Consider the following 16208-nt stretch of genomic DNA (forward strand, 5'->3'; position numbering starts at 1 on the left):
ACATGATCCCATTTAACGCACCGCCCGTGGTTGGCACGGAAATCGACTACATGCAGTCTGCGATGAGCAGCGGCAAATTGTGCGGCGACGGCGGCTTTACGCGCCGCTGTCAGCAGTGGATGGAGCATCGCTTCGGCAGCCCGAAAGTGTTGCTGACGCCGTCCTGTACCGCATCGCTGGAGATGGCGGCGCTGCTGCTGAACATCCAGCCGGGCGATGAAGTGATTATGCCGAGCTTCACGTTTGTCTCCACCGCCAACGCCTTCGTGCTGCGCGGCGCGAAAATCGTCTTCGTTGACGTGCGCCCGGATACCATGAATATCGACGAAACGCGGATTGAAGCGGCGATCACCGACAAAACCCGAGCAATCGTGCCGGTACATTACGCGGGCGTGGCCTGTGAAATGGACGCCATCATGGCGATTGCCGAAAAGCATCACCTCTTTGTGGTGGAAGATGCCGCGCAGGGCGTGATGTCGACCTATAAAGGGCGGGCGCTCGGCACCATCGGCCACATCGGCTGCTTCAGCTTTCATGAAACCAAAAACTACACCGCGGGCGGCGAAGGCGGCGCGACGCTGATTAACGATCCGGCGCTGGTTGAGCGCGCGGAGATTATTCGCGAGAAAGGCACCAACCGCAGCCAGTTCTTCCGCGGCCAGGTGGACAAATATACCTGGCGCGATATCGGCTCCAGCTACCTGATGTCCGATTTGCAGGCGGCGTATCTGTGGGCGCAGCTCGAAGCGGCGGACCGCATCAATCAGCAGCGCCTGACGCTGTGGCAGACCTACTACGACGCGCTGGCGCCGCTGGCGCGCACCGGACGCATTACGCTGCCGTCGATTCCCGAATCCTGCCGCCACAACGCGCATATGTTTTACATTAAGCTGCGTGATATTGAGGATCGCAGCAAGCTTATCGCTTACCTCAAAGAGGCGGAGATCCTGGCGGTGTTCCACTACATCCCGCTGCACGCCTGTCCGGCTGGCGAACAGTTCGGCGAATTCCACGGCGAAGACCGCTTCACCACCGTTGAGAGCGAACGCCTGCTGCGTCTGCCGCTGTTCTTCAACCTCGCGCCGGTGAACCAGCGCACGGTGATTAATACGCTGCTGAGCTATTTCGGCTGATATGTCCCTCGCTAAAGCTTCCGTGTGGACCGCCGGGTCCACGCTTATCAAAATCGGCGCGGGCCTGGTGGTCGTCAAACTGCTGGCGGTCGCGTTTGGCCCGACGGGCGTCGGCCAGGCAGGAAATTTCCGCCAGCTGATTACGGTTCTCGGCGTGCTGGCTGGCGCGGGCATTTTCAACGGCGTCACGAAACTTGTGGCACAGCACCAGGACGATCCCGCCGGGCTGCGGCGCGTCACGGGGACGGCATCGGCGATGGTGCTCGGTTTCTCGACCCTGCTGGCGGTGATTTTTCTGCTGGCGGCGGGGCCGATAAGCGTTGGCCTGTTCGGGCACGATCGTTACCAGAACGTCGTGCGCCTGGTGGCGTTCATCCAGATGGGCATCGCCTGGGCTAACCTGACGCTCGCAATCATCAAAGGCTTTCGCGACGCGGCGGGTAACGCGCTGGCGCTGATTGCCGGCAGCCTCATCGGCGTCGTCGCGTATTACGCCTGTTTTCGCGCAGGCGGCTACGAGGGCGCGTTGCTCGGTCTGGCGCTGGTGCCTGCGCTGGTGGCGGTCCCGGCGGTCTGGATGCTGATACGCCGCGAGCATGTGCCGCTGCGCTACCTGAAGCCCCGGTGGGACAGCCAGCTTGCGCGCCATCTTGGCAAATTCACCCTGATGGCGATGATGACGGCGGTAACGCTGCCGGTCGCCTACGTGATGATGCGTAACCTGCTGGCCGCGCGCTACGGGTGGGATGCCGTCGGCATCTGGCAGGGCGTAAGCAGCATCTCGGACGCCTATCTCCAGTTCATTACCGCGTCGTTCAGCGTCTGGCTGTTGCCGACCCTGTCGCGGCTGGAGGCGAAGCGCGACATTACCCGAGAGATCGTCCGCGCGCTGAAATTCGTGTTGCCGGCGGTCGCGACGGCGAGCTTTGCGGTCTGGCTGCTGCGGGATTTCGCCATCTGGCTGCTGTTTTCACCGCAGTTCACCGCAATGCGCGATCTCTTCGCCTGGCAGTTGGTGGGCGACGTGCTGAAAGTGGGCGCTTACGTTTTCGGTTATCTGATTATCGCGAAAGCCTCGCTGCGCTTTTATCTTTTGACGGAAATCAGCCAGTTTGCTTTATTAACCGGCTTTTCATACTGGCTGATCCCGGCGCACGGCGCGGCGGGCGCGGCGCAAGCCTATATGGCGACCTATATTGTCTATTTCGCCCTCTGTTGTGGCGTATTTTTACTCTGGCGCAGACAGACATGACAGCATTGATTCACGTTCTGGGGTCCGATATTCCCCATCATAACCAGACGGTACTGCGTTTCTTTAACGATGAACTGGCCAGCGATAACGAACAGGCGCGCCGCTTTATGGTGGTGAGCGCCGATGAACAGCTCGACCAGCAGTATCCGGCGCTTTCACTGCGCGTTTATCCGGATAAAAAATCGCTGGCGCGCGCGGTCGTGGCGCTGGCGCGCGAAAACCGCCGTCAGCGCTTTTTCCTGCACGGGCAGTTTAACGCGCCGCTGTGGCTCGCGATGCTGAGTGGCGGGCTGAAGCCCGCGCAGGTGAGCTGGCATATCTGGGGCGCGGATCTCTACGAAGCTTCGCGCAGCCTCAAGTTTCAGCTTTTTTACCGGCTGCGCCGACTGGCGCAGGGGCGCGTCGGCCATGTCTTCGCCACGCGCGGCGATCTCAGCCACTTTGCGAAGCGCCACCCTGGCGTGCCGGGCGAACTGCTTTACTTCCCGACGCGTATGGATGAAGGGTTAAACCAGCTGCCGCCGCCGGAGCGCGACGGGAAACTGACGATTCTGGTGGGCAACTCCGGCGATCGGAGCAACGACCATATCGCGGCGCTGACAGCGGTGCATCAGCAGTTTGGCGATACCGTTAACGTGATTGTGCCGATGGGTTACCCGGCCAATAACGAGGCGTGGATCGATGAGGTTATGCAGGCGGGGCTTAGGCTGTTCAGCCCGGAAAACCTGAACGTGCTGCGTGAAAAGCTCGATTTCGACGCTTATCTCACGCTGCTGCGCCAGTGCGATCTCGGTTATTTCATCTTTGCGCGCCAGCAGGGGATCGGTACGCTGTGTCTGCTTATCCAGGCGGGCGTGCCATGCGTGCTGAGCCGTGAAAACCCGTTCTGGCAGGATATGGTCGAACAGAATCTGCCGGTGCTGTTTACCGGTGACAAGCTTAACGAGGTGACGGTGCGCGAGGCGCAGCGTCAGTTGCAGATGGTCGATAAATCGCAAATCGCGTTTTTTAAGCCCAACTATCTGGCGGGCTGGCACCGCGCGCTGCGCATCGCTTCAGGAGACGTGGCATGAGCTTATTGCAATTCAGCGGCCTGTTTATCGTCTGGCTGCTGGCGACGCTGTTTATCGGCACGCTCACCTGGTTTGAGTTTCGCCGCGTGCGCTTTAACTTTAACGTCTTCTTCTCGCTGCTGTTCCTGCTGACGTTTTTCTTCGGCTTTCCGCTGACCAGCATTCTGGTGTTTCGCTTTAACGTGGCGGTAGTCCCGGCGGAGGTGCTGTTACAGGCGCTGCTGTCGGCGGGCTGTTTCTACGCCGTCTATTACGTTACGTATAAAACCCGCTTGCGGGCGGCGCGAACGTCGGAGCGCCCGTCAGGCGGCGGGCTATTCGCGATGAACCGCGTCGAAACCCATCTGGCCTGGATAATGATGATGGTGGTCGCGCTGGTGAGCGTCGGCATCTTCTTTATGCATAACGGCTTCCTGCTGTTCCGGCTGCACTCCTACAGCCAGATTTTCTCAAGCGACGTCTCCGGCGTGGCGCTGAAGCGCTTTTTCTACTTCTTTATTCCGGCGATGCTGGTGGTTTACTTCCTGCGTCAGGACAGCCGCGCGTGGCTCTTTTTCCTCGTCAGCACCGTTGGCTTCGGGCTTCTGACCTACATGATTGTCGGCGGCACGCGCGCCAATATCATTATCGCTTTCGCCATTTTCCTGTTTATCGGCATTATTCGCGGCTGGATCTCGCTTGGGATGCTGGCGGCGGCAGGCGTGATGGGGATTGTCGGGATGTTCTGGCTGGCGCTTAAGCGCTACGGCCTGAATGTGAGCGGCGACGAGGCGTTTTACACCTTCCTTTATCTTACCCGCGATACGTTCTCGCCATGGGAGAACCTGGCGCTGCTGCTGCAAAACTACGGCAATATCGAGTTTCAGGGGCTGGCGCCGATTGTGCGCGACTTCTACGTGTTTATTCCTTCCTGGGTATGGCCGGACAGACCGCACATCGTGCTGAATACCGCCAACTATTTCACCTGGGAGGTGCTGAACAACCATTCAGGGCTGGCTATCTCCCCGACGCTGCTCGGCTCGCTGATAGTGATGGGCGGCGTGTGGTTTATCCCGCTCGGCGCGGTGGTGGTCGGGCTGATTATCAAATGGTTCGACTGGCTGTATGAACGCGGTAACCGCGAGCCGAACCGCTACAAAGCGGCGATTATGCATAGCTTCTGCTTTGGTGCCATTTTCAACATGATCGTGCTGGCGCGCGAAGGGCTGGATGCCTTCGTCTCGCGCGTGGTCTTTTTTATGCTGGTGTTCGGCGCCTGTCTGGTACTGGCGAAGCTGCTGTACTGGCTGCTGGATAACGCCGGGCTGATCCAGCCGCGTCGACGTCGCGCGGCCCCGCTTGCGCCAACGGAAACGCTTTAAGGTTAAGGAATATGATGTCTGAAAACGTCACCGCCCCGGTGTATGTGCTGCGCGGACTGCCGCTGCTGGGGTGGCGCGATATGCAACACGCGCTCGATTATCTCTATGACGGCGGCGTGCTGCGCCACGGCACGCTGGTTGCGATGAACGCCGAAAAGATGCTGACCGTGGAAGCGAACGCCGACGTTCGCCGCCTGATTGAAGCGGCGGAGTTTAAATATGCCGACGGCATTAGCGTTGTGCGCTCGGTACGTAAGAAGTACCCGCAGGCGCAGGTATCGCGCGTGGCGGGCGCCGATCTCTGGGAGGCGCTGATGGCGCGCGCCGGGCGCGAAGGCACGCCGGTCTTTCTGGTGGGTGGTAAACCGCAGGTGCTGGCGCAGACCATCGACAAGCTTAAACGCCAGTGGAAGGTGAATGTCGTCGACGCGCAGGACGGCTATTTTAAGCCGGAAGAGCAGGCGGCGCTGTTCGCACGCATCCGCGACAGCGGCGCGCAGATTGTCACGGTGGCGATGGGCTCGCCGCGTCAGGAGATTTTTATGCGCGACTGCCGTCTCGTTCACCCGAACGCGCTCTATATGGGTGTCGGCGGCACCTATGACGTCTTCACCGGCCATGTAAAACGCGCGCCGAAAGTGTGGCAACACCTGGGGCTGGAGTGGCTCTATCGTTTGCTCTCTCAGCCGAGCCGCCTTAAACGCCAGCTGCGGCTGCTGCGTTACCTCGGTTGGCACTACACCGGCCAGCTGTGATCTTCAGGCGGCGTCTGCCGACGCCGCCGCTTTTCCTTTCTGATGCTTTATTGCGCAGTGAGCGCATTTTTGCCACGCATTATTTGCCATTTCCCAAAAATTGCGGAACCATTCGCCCGCGCTTTACCGGTCGGCGACGCGGTTTCGCTGCCCGCAAACGCACTCAGGCATTAACCATCACAATAACCAGGTTCACCTGGACGCACGTGAAACACAACACAGAGGATCTATGGCAGAGAATAAACCGGAACTACAGCGAGGGCTGGAGGCCCGACATATCGAGCTCATTGCGCTCGGCGGCACTATCGGGGTGGGGCTGTTTATGGGGGCGGCCAGTACGCTGAAATGGGCAGGGCCGTCCGTGCTGCTGGCCTATATCATCGCCGGGCTGTTCGTCTTTTTCATTATGCGCTCCATGGGCGAAATGCTGTTCCTTGAGCCGGTAACCGGTTCGTTCGCCGTTTACGCGCACCGTTACATGAGCCCGTTCTTTGGCTATCTCACTGCATGGTCCTACTGGTTTATGTGGATGGCGGTGGGGATCTCGGAAATTACCGCCATCGGGGTTTACGTCCAGTTCTGGTTCCCGGAGATGGCGCAGTGGATACCCGCGCTGATTGCCGTGGGCCTTGTCGCGCTGGCGAACCTGGCGGCGGTGCGCCTGTATGGCGAAATCGAATTCTGGTTCGCGATGATTAAAGTCACCACCATTATCGTGATGATTATTGTCGGACTGGGCGTGATTTTCTTCGGCTTCGGCAACGGCGGCCACGCGATTGGCTTTGATAACCTGACCTCGCACGGCGGCTTCTTCGCGGGCGGCTGGAAGGGCTTCCTGACGGCGCTGTGTATCGTGGTGGCCTCGTATCAGGGCGTTGAGCTTATCGGCATCACCGCAGGCGAAGCCAAAAACCCGCAGGTCACGCTGCGCAGCGCGGTGGGCAAGGTGCTGTGGCGCATCCTGATTTTCTACGTGGGCGCGATTTTTGTTATCGTCACCATCTTCCCGTGGGATGAGATTGGCAGCAACGGCAGCCCGTTTGTCCTGACCTTCGCCAAAATCGGCATTACCGCCGCGGCGGGGATTATTAACTTCGTGGTGCTGACCGCCGCGCTCTCCGGTTGTAACAGTGGAATGTACAGCTGCGGGCGTATGCTTTATGCGCTCGCGAAGAACCGTCAGCTGCCGGCGGCGATGGGGAAAGTGTCGCGCAATGGTGTACCGGTGGCGGGCGTGGCGCTCTCTATTGTTATCCTGCTGATAGGGTCGTGCCTGAACTACATCATCCCGAATCCGCAGCGCGTGTTCGTTTATGTCTACAGCGCGAGCGTGCTGCCGGGCATGGTGCCGTGGTTTGTCATTCTGATAAGCCAGCTGCGTTTTCGTCAGACGCACCAGGCGGCTATCGCCGCGCATCCGTTCCGCTCCGTGCTGTTCCCGTGGGCGAATTACCTGACGATGGCGTTTCTGGTCTGCGTGCTGGTGGGCATGGGCTTTAACGACGACACACGTATGTCACTCATTGTCGGGGCGATTTTCCTGGCGCTGGTGAGCGTGATTTATAAGCTTTTCGGGTTCGATCGGTACGTTTCGACGCCCAAAGTGGACGGATAAGCGCCATAGTGCGCAAAGCATAACCAAACGCGCATTTTCTTCAAAAAAGCACTAGACAGCAGGGCGCGAAGTCCGTAGTATCCCCACCCGCAACGGCGCTACGCGCCCGTAGCTCAGCTGGATAGAGCGCTGCCCTCCGGAGGCAGAGGTCTCAGGTTCGAATCCTGTCGGGCGCGCCATTTAACCCGGCGCTTGAGCTGCGGTGGTTTTAATACCGCGTGAAAGAATACAGTGGTGGCTATAGCTCAGTTGGTAGAGCCCTGGATTGTGATTCCAGTTGTCGTGGGTTCGAGTCCCATTAGCCACCCCATTATTTAAGAGTTTGTGGCGATGCGAAGGTGGCGGAATTGGTAGACGCGCTAGCTTCAGGTGTTAGTGTCCTTCGGACGTGGGGGTTCAAGTCCCCCCCCTCGCACCACTACTTGATTGAACAAAAAAGTCAAAAAGCAGTATACGGCGAGTAGCGCAGCTTGGTAGCGCAACTGGTTTGGGACCAGTGGGTCGGAGGTTCGAATCCTCTCTCGCCGACCACTTTTGAACCTCGCTTCGGCGAGGTTTTTTGTTTTCTGCCGTTCTTCACTTCACCTTACTCACCGTTTTTCTGTCACTCGCGTAGTTAAATAACTCCTTGTTTTCTGGACGCATCTGGCTGCGATCACATCATTGATGCTCTCGTATCTGGGTTCTCATCCTTTATTTATAAGTCAAAATCCCGGTGACGGCTTTTGGCGACAAATGCATTAACGGTTGTCGTTATACAGAGACATATAACTACCTAATTATTATAGTAAAAATAGCTGGGGTGTTAATGGTGTCGCTAAATGGTGACAACAGACAGCAGCATTTTCCGTCAGGAAAACGCGTTAGCGCTCACGAACGCCATGAAACAAGCACTTAGCCGTTACAGACAAACGCTGCATACCTGGCATGATAAATGCTACACTATGCGTGTAGATGCTCATTCCATCTCTTATGTTTGCTCAGGCTTCATAAACCCGGGAATGATGCAGAGCCGTTTACGGTGCTTATCGTCCACAGACAGATGTCGCTTCGGCCTCATCAAACACCATGGACATAACGTTGAGTGAAGCACCACATTTGTTGTCAAACAGACCTGTTTTAGTACCTGCCTTCGGGCAGGTATTTTTTTGTCTGTGCTGTGGGTCATCTTTCGCGCCGTGGCGGTGTTGGCTGCGCGCGCTCACCCCAGTCACTTACTGATGTAAGCTCCTGGGGGTTCTCTTGCTTGCCGCCTTGCCACACCACGAAATCTGACACACAGGCGGAAAGGGCTTTCGCGCCGTGGCCGTCCTGGCTGAGCTCCCACCCCAGTCACTTATCTTAGTGATTTTCCCCGGACAGCAGATATAAAAAACCCCTCCGAAGAGGGGTGGGGATTATTGCGGGGCATTTTGCTGTAGCGTCAGCAGCAGGCCGTCGCGGCGCATCGCCGCGGCCTCTTCGGGCTGATGAAGCCGGTCGAGCACGTCGGCAAGCCAGGCGTAGTCGAAGGCGTCTGGCCGCTGCTGGATAGCGGCGCGAAACGCGAGGCTCGCCTCTTTCCATTCGCCGTGCGACATCAGCAACTGGCCTAAGGTGCTCCAGAGCAGCGGGCGGTCGCCGTAGGTTTTGATCTGCTGGCGCAGCGCTTTTTCCAGCTGTTCCGGGTTACCGGCTTTAAGACGGGGCATCAGCAACACCAGACGATCATCATACTGGCGTTTGAGGCCGTCCAGGATAATCTCCTGAGCGGTCTGATGGTCGTCGCACTCAATCAGATGCTCCGCCATCGCGACCTGCAATGCCGGCTGGTGACGGGTTTTGCGGCTCTGGTTGCGCCACCAGGCTTTCAGACCGTCGCTACCCTGATCGGCGCGCGCCTGATCCATCAGCCCGATCCAGGCCTGACGCGTCAGCGCGTCGCGGTGTTCATCATCGCCCACATTCGCTTTCTGCATCGAAGGAATGATATCCAGCAGCGAGCTCCAGGCGCCGGTGCGGATATACGCCTGTTCCGCGAGTCGCAGCACTTCCGGATGACGCGGCGTGATTTCCAGCAGGCGGTCCACGCCGTGACGGGCGGCGTGATTTTCGTTGCGCGCCAGCTGCAGACGCACGCGGGTGATCTCAACCGGGATCTGATCGTTATCCGCCAGCTCGGCCGCACGCTCAAGGTGCTGATTCGCACGCGCTTCGTCGCCGCGCTGTTGCGCCGCTTCGGCAGCCAGCAGATAGTTCACCACCGGCTGTTCGGCGTGATCGGCGTTTTTCGACATCAGTTTTTCAACCTGCTGATAGTCGCCTTCGGCAAGCTTCAACAGCGCCAGTTTGGTTTGCTTACGCGCGCGGCTGCGTTTGCGGCCAGCGAACCAGCCACGGGTGCGCGCGCCGGTGCGGAACAGACGACGCAGCAGCCATTCGAGCGCGAACAGCACGACCAGCGAGAGGATCAGAATGATCGCGAGGCCGGTGACGCTGGTTTCAATATTCCAGGTATCAGTCTGGATCAGCACATAACCCTGATGACCCGCCACCATCGGGCCGACCACGATCCCGGCGATCAACAGCAGAAACAGCAATAAGACTTTCAGCATTACTGTTCTCCCTGCGTCGTCGGCGCTGGCGCAGGCGATGTCTGCGTCTGCGGATCATCCACCTGCGGCGCGGCGGCATCGCCCGGCACCGACGGCTGCGCCATCAGGCTACGCACGCGTGTCTGCATGAGTTTTTCCAGAATCGCCTGGCTTTGCAGGGTGTCCGGCACGTCCATGCTGATGCTCTGCTGGCTCAGGTTGTCGATGGACTCAAGAAACGCTTTGGTGCCCGCATCGTTAGTGTCGTAATACGCACGCACCCAGGTGGAGACGTTATCGAGCGACTGCTTGTAAATCTCATCCTGATGACGCGGCACGGCCTGCGCGGCCACCAGCAGACGCGAGCGAATATTCTCGCGCAGGTAGACATCCTGGTTCGGGGCCAGCAGCGGCACGGCGGTGTCATCGCGGCGGCGGATGGTAATAAAGCTGTCCATAAAGTTATGCCAGCTTTTCACCAGATTCTGACGCCATTCGCTCAGCGAGCTGGAGAGTTCGCTGCCGTCGCTGTCCATCGGCGCATCGTCGCTGTCGTTATCGGCAAGGCGCAGGTTGTCGACCTGGTTAGAGAGCTGGTTGAGCTTAAGGATGATGCCGTCGTAATCCACCTGCGTGATGTTCGCCAGCGCACCGATGTCATCCGTCAGCGCGCGGCGCGCGGTGATAAGGCTCGGATCGTTCATGTCAGCGAGGCTCGCGTCGGCGCTTTTCAGCAGCGCGGCGGCGGTCGTGGCGTCCTGATCGCTCCAGAGCTTACGCCCGGCGAGCTTCACCAGGAAATCCGCCTGCGCGAGCTGCCAGGTTTTGGCGTCGCTGCCGGAGATGGTCGCAACTTTCTTCTGGACTTCATCCAGTTCGCGCGCCATCGCTTCCTGCTGGCGGTTCGCTGCCGCGAGGGCGTCCGCCTGCGTTTTAATGGTTTTTTCCAGCGCCGCTTTCTGGGCCTGCTGCTCGTTTTGCAGCGAGGTTAACTGGGTGGCGAGGGTATCGCTGTTGGCATTTTGGTTGTCGGCCTGTTTCTTGCTCCAGGTCCACAGTCCCGCGCCCGTCGCCAGCGCAATGGCGATGGCCACAGCGCTGAGCGCCAGCGCGGTTTTGCCGGTGCGGTCTTTTTTCGCGGTCGGTTCCGGCTGTGGCGTTGTCTCCACAACCTGCGGGGTTTCTTCAACCGTAGCAGGGGTGTGTTGTTGTTCCGTCATTGTGGCTTCCCGTGTAAGAGTGATTGCAACGCGCGCAGCAGCGCGTCGTTATCGGCATTATCAGCGACCAGAATGTTCTGCCAGCCCAGTTCCCGGGCGAGAGTCGCCAGACGCTCGCTGACGACCACCAGCCGACAGCGCAGCAACCAGTTCGCGCGATACCACGGCGGCATCAGGTCATGCAGCTGACGCAGCATTTCACCGCTGGTCACCACCAGCGTCGTGATGCCGCGGGTGTGCCAGCGATGCGCTTCCTGCGTGCCGTCGTAAATCTTCGCGCTACGTTGATAGCATTCGCAAAACGTGACCGCCGCGCCGCGCTCCGTTAAGGCTTCCCCTAACAGCTCGCGGCCGCCGTTGCCCCGCAGGATCAGCGCGCGCTTGCCGGCAACGTTTTGTAATTCAGGTAATTGTAGCAAGACTTCGCTGATTTCCCGATCGCGCGGGTAGTGGATGTGCAATCCGCTGACCTGATGCAGCGCCAGCGCCGTGGTGCGCCCGATGGCGAATGCCTCCACCGCGCGCGGCCAGCGATGCCCCAGACGCTGCAAATGCGCGTTGGCAAAACTGACCGCGTGTTTCGAGAGGGCGAACAGCAGATCGTCGGGTTTGAGCGCGTCGAGCAGCGCAGGCAGCTGCGGGAGTTCCTGGCCGGGGCAGAATTCGATCAGCGGAAAACTCCAGGCCTCCTGCCCCAGTGCGCGCAGACGGCTCACTAATTCCTCCCCGGCGGGAGAGGGGCGGGTGACCAGAATCGTCATGCGGGGCCGTCCCCCTGGTAGACTTCGGCGAGGATTTCGCGCGCGCCATGGTTTAAGAGCTCTTCGGCGAGCGAAACGCCAAGCGCCTGCGCCTCATGCGGCGCTCCGCGACGTTCGCCGCGCACGAGGCGCGAACCATCCGGCGCGCCGACCAGCGCGCGCAGCCACAATTCGCCGTCTTTGAGCTCCGCGTAGCTGCCGATAGGCACCTGGCAGCCGCCTTCAAGCCGTGTGTTCATGGCGCGTTCCGCGCGCACGCGCACGGCGGTTTCGTCATGATTGAGCGGTGCAAGCAGATCGCGGGTGCGCGTATCGTCAAGGCGGCACTCAATGCCGACGGCGCCCTGGCCGACGGCGGGCAGCGACACTTCCGGCGCGAGGGCACTGGTAATACGCGCGTCGAGTTGCAGACGCTTAAGGCCCGCGACCGCCAGAATAATGGCGTCATACTCGCCGTTGTCGAGTTTGCTCAGGCGTGTGCCGACGTTGCCGCGCAGCGAGCGGATGATGAGGTCCGGGCGGCGGGCGGCTATCTGACACTGGCGGCGCAGGCTGGAAGTGCCGACGATACTGCCCGCAGGCATGTCGTCGAGGCTTTTATACTGGTTGGAAACAAAGGCGTCGCGCGGATCTTCGCGCTCGCAAATCGTGACCAGACCCAGCCCTTCCGGGAATTCGACCGGCACATCTTTCATGGAGTGCACCGCGATATCGGCGCGGCCATCGAGCATGGCGAGCTCCAGCTCTTTCACGAACAGGCCCTTGCCGCCCACTTTTGCCAGCGGCGTATCGAGGATCACGTCGCCGCGCGTCACCATCGGCACCAGTTCGACCGTCAGCCCCGGATGGCAGGCTTCCAGCCGTTGCTTAACATATTGTGCCTGCCAGAGCGCCAGCGGACTTTGCCGGGTGGCAATTCTTAATACATTGTCTAACATGCTTGATACCGTAAATGTCGTCTGCTAATCATCCTACCACTGTTAGCGGAAGGCTGTCAGGTCAAACGGCGGCGAGACGCGGCGCGCAGGCGCAACAGAGAAAGGCGTCGGGGCAGGGGAGCGGTGCTATAATTATCTGTAGCGCATCTTTCTTTACGGTCAATCTACAAGGTGTTAGATTGATCACGTTTTAAACCATTTGTCCGCCCGCCACACCATAATCACAAGGGCGACACAACGGTGAACATCGTTTACATTCTGTAACCATCAGGCGATACGTCTTGTACCTCTATATTGAGACTCTGAAACAGAGACTGGATGCCATCAATCAATTGCGTGTGGATCGCGCGCTTGCTGCCATGGGGCCTGCTTTCCAACAGGTCTACAGTCTGCTGCCAACATTATTGCACTATCACCATCCGCTGATGCCGGGATACCTTGAAGGTAACGTTCCCTACGGCATTTGCCTCTACACGCCTGATGAAACCCAACGCCACTACCTGAACGAGCTCGAAACGCAGCGCGGCATGCCTGCGCAGCAAACGGTGAAGGGTGAACTGCCGATTACCGGCATCTATTCGATGGGCAGCACCTCCTCCGTGGGCCAGAGCTGTTCGTCCGATCTCGACATCTGGGTCTGCCACCAGGCATGGCTTGATAATGACGAGCGCCAGTTGCTGCAACGCAAATGCAGCCTGCTGGAAAGCTGGGCGGCGTCGCTTGGCGTCGAGGTCAGTTTCTTCCTGATTGACGAAAACCGCTTCCGCCATAATGAAAGCGGCAGCCTCGGCGGCGAAGACTGCGGCTCCACGCAGCACATTTTGCTGCTGGACGAATTCTACCGCACCGCCGTGCGCATGGCGGGCAAGCGCATCCTGTGGAACATGGTGCCGGGCGATGAAGAAGAGCATTACGACGATTACGTGATGACGCTCTACGCTCAGGGCGTGCTGACGCCGAACGAGTGGCTGGACCTGGGCGGCCTGAGTTCGCTGTCTGCCGAAGAGTATTTCGGCGCGAGCCTCTGGCAGCTTTATAAAAGCATCGATTCTCCTTATAAAGCCGTGCTGAAAACGCTGCTGCTGGAAGCCTATTCCTGGGAATACCCGAATACCCGCCTGCTGGCGAAAGACATCAAACAGCGCCTGCACGACGGGGAAATCGTCTCCTTCGGGCTCGATCCCTACTGCATGATGCTGGAGCGCGTGACGCACTACCTGACCGCTATCGACGACACCGCGCGACTTGATCTCGTGCGCCGCTGTTTCTATCTGAAAGTGTGCGAAAAGCTTTCTCGCGAGCGCGCCTGCGTTGGCTGGCGCCGCGAGGTATTAAGCCAACTGGTGAAAGCGTGGGGCTGGGACGACGCGCGCCTCTCGATGCTCGATAACCGCGCCAACTGGAAAATCGACCAGGTGCGCGAGGCGCACAACGAGCTGCTCGATGCGATGATGCAGAGCTACCGCAATCTGATCCGCTTTGCGCGCCGCAACAACCTGAGCGTCTCCGCGAGCCCGCAGGATATCGGCGTGCTGACGCGCAAGCTCTACGCCGCGTTTGAAGCGCTGCCGGGCAAAGTCACGCTGGTAAACCCGCAAATTTCGCCGGATCTCTCTGAGCCGACGCTGACCTTCATCCATGTGCCGCCTGGCCGCGCCAACCGCACCGGCTGGTATCTTTACAACCGCGCGCCGAGCATGGATTCCATCATCAGCCATCAGCCGCTGGAATATAACCGTTATCTTAATAAGCTGGTGGCCTGGGCCTGGTTTAATGGCCTGCTGACGTCGCGCACCCGCCTGTTTATTAAGGGCAACGGCATTTGCGATCTGCCGAAGCTGCAGGAGCTGGTGGCTGACGTATCGAGCCATTTCCCGCTGCGCCTGCCCGCGCCGACGCCGAAAGCGCTCTACAGCCCGTGCGAAATCCGTCATCTGGCGATTATCGTCAACCTTGAATATGACCCGACGGCGGCCTTCCGCAATCAGGTGGTGCATTTCGATTTCCGCAAGCTCGACGTATTCAGCTTCGGCGAACAGCAGCAGTGCCTGGTAGGCAGCATCGACTTGCTGTATCGCAACTCGTGGAACGAAGTGCGCACGCTGCATTTCAACGGCGAGCAGGCGATGATCGAAGCGCTGAAAACCATTCTCGGCAAAATGCATCAGGACGCCGCGCCGCCGGACAGCGTAGAAGTCTTTTGCTACAGCCAGCACCTGCGCGGCCTGATCCGCACCCGGGTGCAGCAGTTGGTCTCCGAATGCATTGAGTTCCGCCTCTCCAGCACCCGCCTTGAGCCGGGCCGCTTCAAAGCGCTGCGCGTGGCGGGCCAGACGTGGGGCCTGTTCTTCGAGCGCCTGAACGTCTCGGTACAGAAGCTGGAAAACGCCATCGAGTTTTACGGCGCGATTTCGCATAACAAACTGCACGGGTTATCGGTGCAGGTTGAAACCGATCATGTCGAGTTGCCGTCGGTGGTGGATGGGTTTGCGAGCGAAGGGATTATTCAGTTCTTCTTCGAAGAGACCAACGACGACGGCTTTAACATCTATATTCTCGATGAAAGCAACCGCGCCGAGGTGTATCACCACTGCGAGGGGAGCAAAGAGGAGCTGGTGCGCGACGTGAGCCGGTTCTATTCGTCGTCCCATGACCGCTTTACCTACGGTTCGAGCTTCGTGAACTTTAACCTGCCGCAGTTCTACCAGATTGTGAAGGTGGATGGCCGCCAGCAGGTGATCCCGTTCCGTACCCAGACCATCAGCGCCGTGACGCCGCTCAAAGATGACGACAGCGCCACGCCGCTGTTACAGCAATATCAGTCCTGATTAACGAAAGCTGACCGCTTCGCCCGCCTGCTGCGTGGCGGCGGTTTCCAGCAGATCCCAGAACCCTTCGCCGCTGCGATCGCAGACCCATTCGTCGTTTTTATAGTCGAAGTGATAACCGCCCTGTTTGGTCGCCAGCCACACCTGATGCAGCGGCTCCTGACGGTTGATAATGATTTTGCTGCCGTTTTCAAACGACAGCGTCAGCACGCCGCCGTTGATTTCGCAGTCGATATCGCTGTCGCCGTCCCATGCGTCGAGACGCTCTTCAATGGTCATCCACAGGCCGTCGGCCAGGCGGTGAAATTCGCTGTCGTTCATATCTGCTTCCTGTTGTACGCAATGGCGGCAGTATAAAAGCAATAGCGGGGAATAGAAACCGGCGGTCAGGACGGCTTTTGTGTCATCCCGCGTTACGCAAACTCTTGCTTTTGCATCTTCACCTGCGATGATAGAAAACAGATGAATGAACAACAGGCACCGATAAATGAAAACGATTTTTCGCTCTCTGGCAGTGATGCTGACGCTGTTTAGCCTCACCGGCTGTGGCCTCAAAGGCCCGCTTTACTTCCCGCCAGCAGACAGCAAAGCCCAGCCGCAGAAAGCGCCGGCTCCGCAAACCCAGTCGACAATCCCGGATACCAACAACCGTGGCGATGTCGATGGCCCGACGCAGGTGAGCACGCAGTAATCTCCTCG

At 59.1% G+C, this 16208-nt stretch carries 13 protein-coding genes and 4 tRNA genes; 12 read left to right on the top strand and 5 right to left on the bottom strand.

Annotated elements, in window-relative coordinates; all coding sequences use genetic code 11:
• The first annotated feature begins 2 nt into the window (after positions 1 to 2).
• From rffA to AFK67_RS01325, 10 genes are all read left to right on the top strand, one after another.
• Positions 3 to 1133, top strand: coding sequence for a dTDP-4-amino-4,6-dideoxygalactose transaminase (gene rffA, locus AFK67_RS01280; protein ID WP_007717036.1), 1131 nt, complete (start codon positions 3 to 5; stop codon positions 1131 to 1133).
• A gap of 1 nt (position 1134) precedes the next feature.
• A complete protein-coding gene (gene wzxE, locus AFK67_RS01285; RefSeq protein ID WP_032966875.1) occupies positions 1135 to 2385 on the top strand; it encodes a lipid III flippase WzxE in 1251 nt (416 codons plus the stop codon).
• Complete coding sequence (locus AFK67_RS01290) at positions 2382 to 3458, top strand: TDP-N-acetylfucosamine:lipid II N-acetylfucosaminyltransferase (RefSeq protein ID WP_007717042.1); 1077 nt, start codon at positions 2382 to 2384, stop codon at positions 3456 to 3458. The genes wzxE and AFK67_RS01290 overlap by 4 nt, the downstream gene beginning before the upstream one ends.
• The gene (gene wzyE / locus AFK67_RS01295; protein ID WP_038885141.1) at positions 3455 to 4819 is read left to right on the top strand and encodes an ECA oligosaccharide polymerase; all 1365 of its coding nucleotides are present in this window, start codon (positions 3455 to 3457) and stop codon (positions 4817 to 4819) included. The genes AFK67_RS01290 and wzyE overlap by 4 nt, the downstream gene beginning before the upstream one ends.
• A 14-nt stretch (positions 4820 to 4833) precedes the next feature.
• A complete protein-coding gene (gene wecG / locus AFK67_RS01300) occupies positions 4834 to 5574 on the top strand; it encodes a lipopolysaccharide N-acetylmannosaminouronosyltransferase (RefSeq protein WP_007717046.1) in 741 nt (246 codons plus the stop codon).
• Between the two features lie 229 nt (positions 5575 to 5803).
• The gene (thrP, locus tag AFK67_RS01305) at positions 5804 to 7189 is read left to right on the top strand and encodes a bifunctional threonine/serine APC transporter ThrP (RefSeq protein WP_007717050.1); all 1386 of its coding nucleotides are present in this window, start codon (positions 5804 to 5806) and stop codon (positions 7187 to 7189) included.
• Positions 7190 to 7291: 102 nt separating this feature from the next.
• Positions 7292 to 7368: transfer RNA gene (locus tag AFK67_RS01310), tRNA-Arg, on the top strand.
• A 55-nt stretch (positions 7369 to 7423) separates the two neighbouring features.
• Positions 7424 to 7499, top strand: a tRNA-His gene (locus tag AFK67_RS01315).
• Positions 7500 to 7521: 22 nt separating this feature from the next.
• Positions 7522 to 7607, top strand: a tRNA-Leu gene (locus AFK67_RS01320).
• 36 nt (positions 7608 to 7643) lie between these two features.
• Positions 7644 to 7720 (top strand) — tRNA-Pro (locus tag AFK67_RS01325).
• 866 nt (positions 7721 to 8586) lie between these two features.
• Here AFK67_RS01325 and hemY read toward each other — a convergent pair.
• Genes hemY through hemC form a run of 4 tightly spaced genes read right to left on the bottom strand, consistent with a single transcriptional unit; the run spans position 8587 to position 12681 of the window.
• A complete protein-coding gene (gene hemY, locus AFK67_RS01330) occupies positions 8587 to 9783 on the bottom strand; it encodes a protoheme IX biogenesis protein HemY (protein ID WP_038875369.1) in 1197 nt (398 codons plus the stop codon).
• Positions 9783 to 10982, bottom strand: a complete 1200-nt coding sequence (gene hemX, locus AFK67_RS01335) for a uroporphyrinogen-III C-methyltransferase (protein WP_007717055.1) — start codon at positions 10980 to 10982, stop codon at positions 9783 to 9785. Before hemX ends, hemY begins: the two co-directional genes overlap by 1 nt.
• On the bottom strand, positions 10979 to 11743 hold the full coding sequence (hemD, locus tag AFK67_RS01340) for a uroporphyrinogen-III synthase (RefSeq protein WP_032966877.1): 765 nt from the start codon (positions 11741 to 11743) through the stop codon (positions 10979 to 10981). Before hemD ends, hemX begins: the two co-directional genes overlap by 4 nt.
• Positions 11740 to 12681: a hydroxymethylbilane synthase gene (gene hemC, locus AFK67_RS01345; RefSeq protein WP_007717061.1), complete on the bottom strand. Its 942-nt coding sequence runs from the start codon at positions 12679 to 12681 to the stop codon at positions 11740 to 11742. The genes hemD and hemC overlap by 4 nt, the downstream gene beginning before the upstream one ends.
• A 281-nt stretch (positions 12682 to 12962) precedes the next feature.
• On the opposite strand from hemC, the gene cyaA reads away from it, so the two are divergent.
• Positions 12963 to 15509, top strand: a complete 2547-nt coding sequence (gene cyaA / locus AFK67_RS01350) for a class I adenylate cyclase (RefSeq protein ID WP_007754703.1) — start codon at positions 12963 to 12965, stop codon at positions 15507 to 15509.
• Here cyaA and cyaY read toward each other — a convergent pair whose 3' ends face one another.
• Positions 15510 to 15830, bottom strand: a complete 321-nt coding sequence (cyaY, locus tag AFK67_RS01355; RefSeq protein WP_007717069.1) for an iron donor protein CyaY — start codon at positions 15828 to 15830, stop codon at positions 15510 to 15512. It lies immediately after the preceding gene.
• 166 nt (positions 15831 to 15996) lie between these two features.
• Between cyaY and lptM the strand changes: the two genes are divergently transcribed.
• Entirely contained in the window at positions 15997 to 16200 is a 204-nt protein-coding gene (gene lptM / locus AFK67_RS01360; protein WP_007717077.1) for an LPS translocon maturation chaperone LptM, read from the top strand.
• Positions 16201 to 16208 lie beyond the last annotated feature (8 nt).

The sequence above is a fragment of the Cronobacter dublinensis subsp. dublinensis LMG 23823 genome (assembly GCF_001277235.1).
Taxonomy (GTDB): domain Bacteria; phylum Pseudomonadota; class Gammaproteobacteria; order Enterobacterales; family Enterobacteriaceae; genus Cronobacter; species Cronobacter dublinensis.

Coding starts and splice junctions, on each gene's coding strand:
- rffA (WP_007717036.1), top strand. CDS start 3: ATGATCCCATTTAACGCACCGCCCGTGGTTGGCACGGAAATCGACTAC.
- wzxE (WP_032966875.1), top strand. CDS start 1,135: ATGTCCCTCGCTAAAGCTTCCGTGTGGACCGCCGGGTCCACGCTTATC.
- AFK67_RS01290 (WP_007717042.1), top strand. CDS start 2,382: ATGACAGCATTGATTCACGTTCTGGGGTCCGATATTCCCCATCATAAC.
- wzyE (WP_038885141.1), top strand. CDS start 3,455: ATGAGCTTATTGCAATTCAGCGGCCTGTTTATCGTCTGGCTGCTGGCG.
- wecG (WP_007717046.1), top strand. CDS start 4,834: ATGTCTGAAAACGTCACCGCCCCGGTGTATGTGCTGCGCGGACTGCCG.
- thrP (WP_007717050.1), top strand. CDS start 5,804: ATGGCAGAGAATAAACCGGAACTACAGCGAGGGCTGGAGGCCCGACAT.
- hemY (WP_038875369.1), bottom strand. CDS start 9,783: ATGCTGAAAGTCTTATTGCTGTTTCTGCTGTTGATCGCCGGGATCGTG.
- hemX (WP_007717055.1), bottom strand. CDS start 10,982: ATGACGGAACAACAACACACCCCTGCTACGGTTGAAGAAACCCCGCAG.
- hemD (WP_032966877.1), bottom strand. CDS start 11,743: ATGACGATTCTGGTCACCCGCCCCTCTCCCGCCGGGGAGGAATTAGTG.
- hemC (WP_007717061.1), bottom strand. CDS start 12,681: ATGTTAGACAATGTATTAAGAATTGCCACCCGGCAAAGTCCGCTGGCG.
- cyaY (WP_007717069.1), bottom strand. CDS start 15,830: ATGAACGACAGCGAATTTCACCGCCTGGCCGACGGCCTGTGGATGACC.
- lptM (WP_007717077.1), top strand. CDS start 15,997: ATGAAAACGATTTTTCGCTCTCTGGCAGTGATGCTGACGCTGTTTAGC.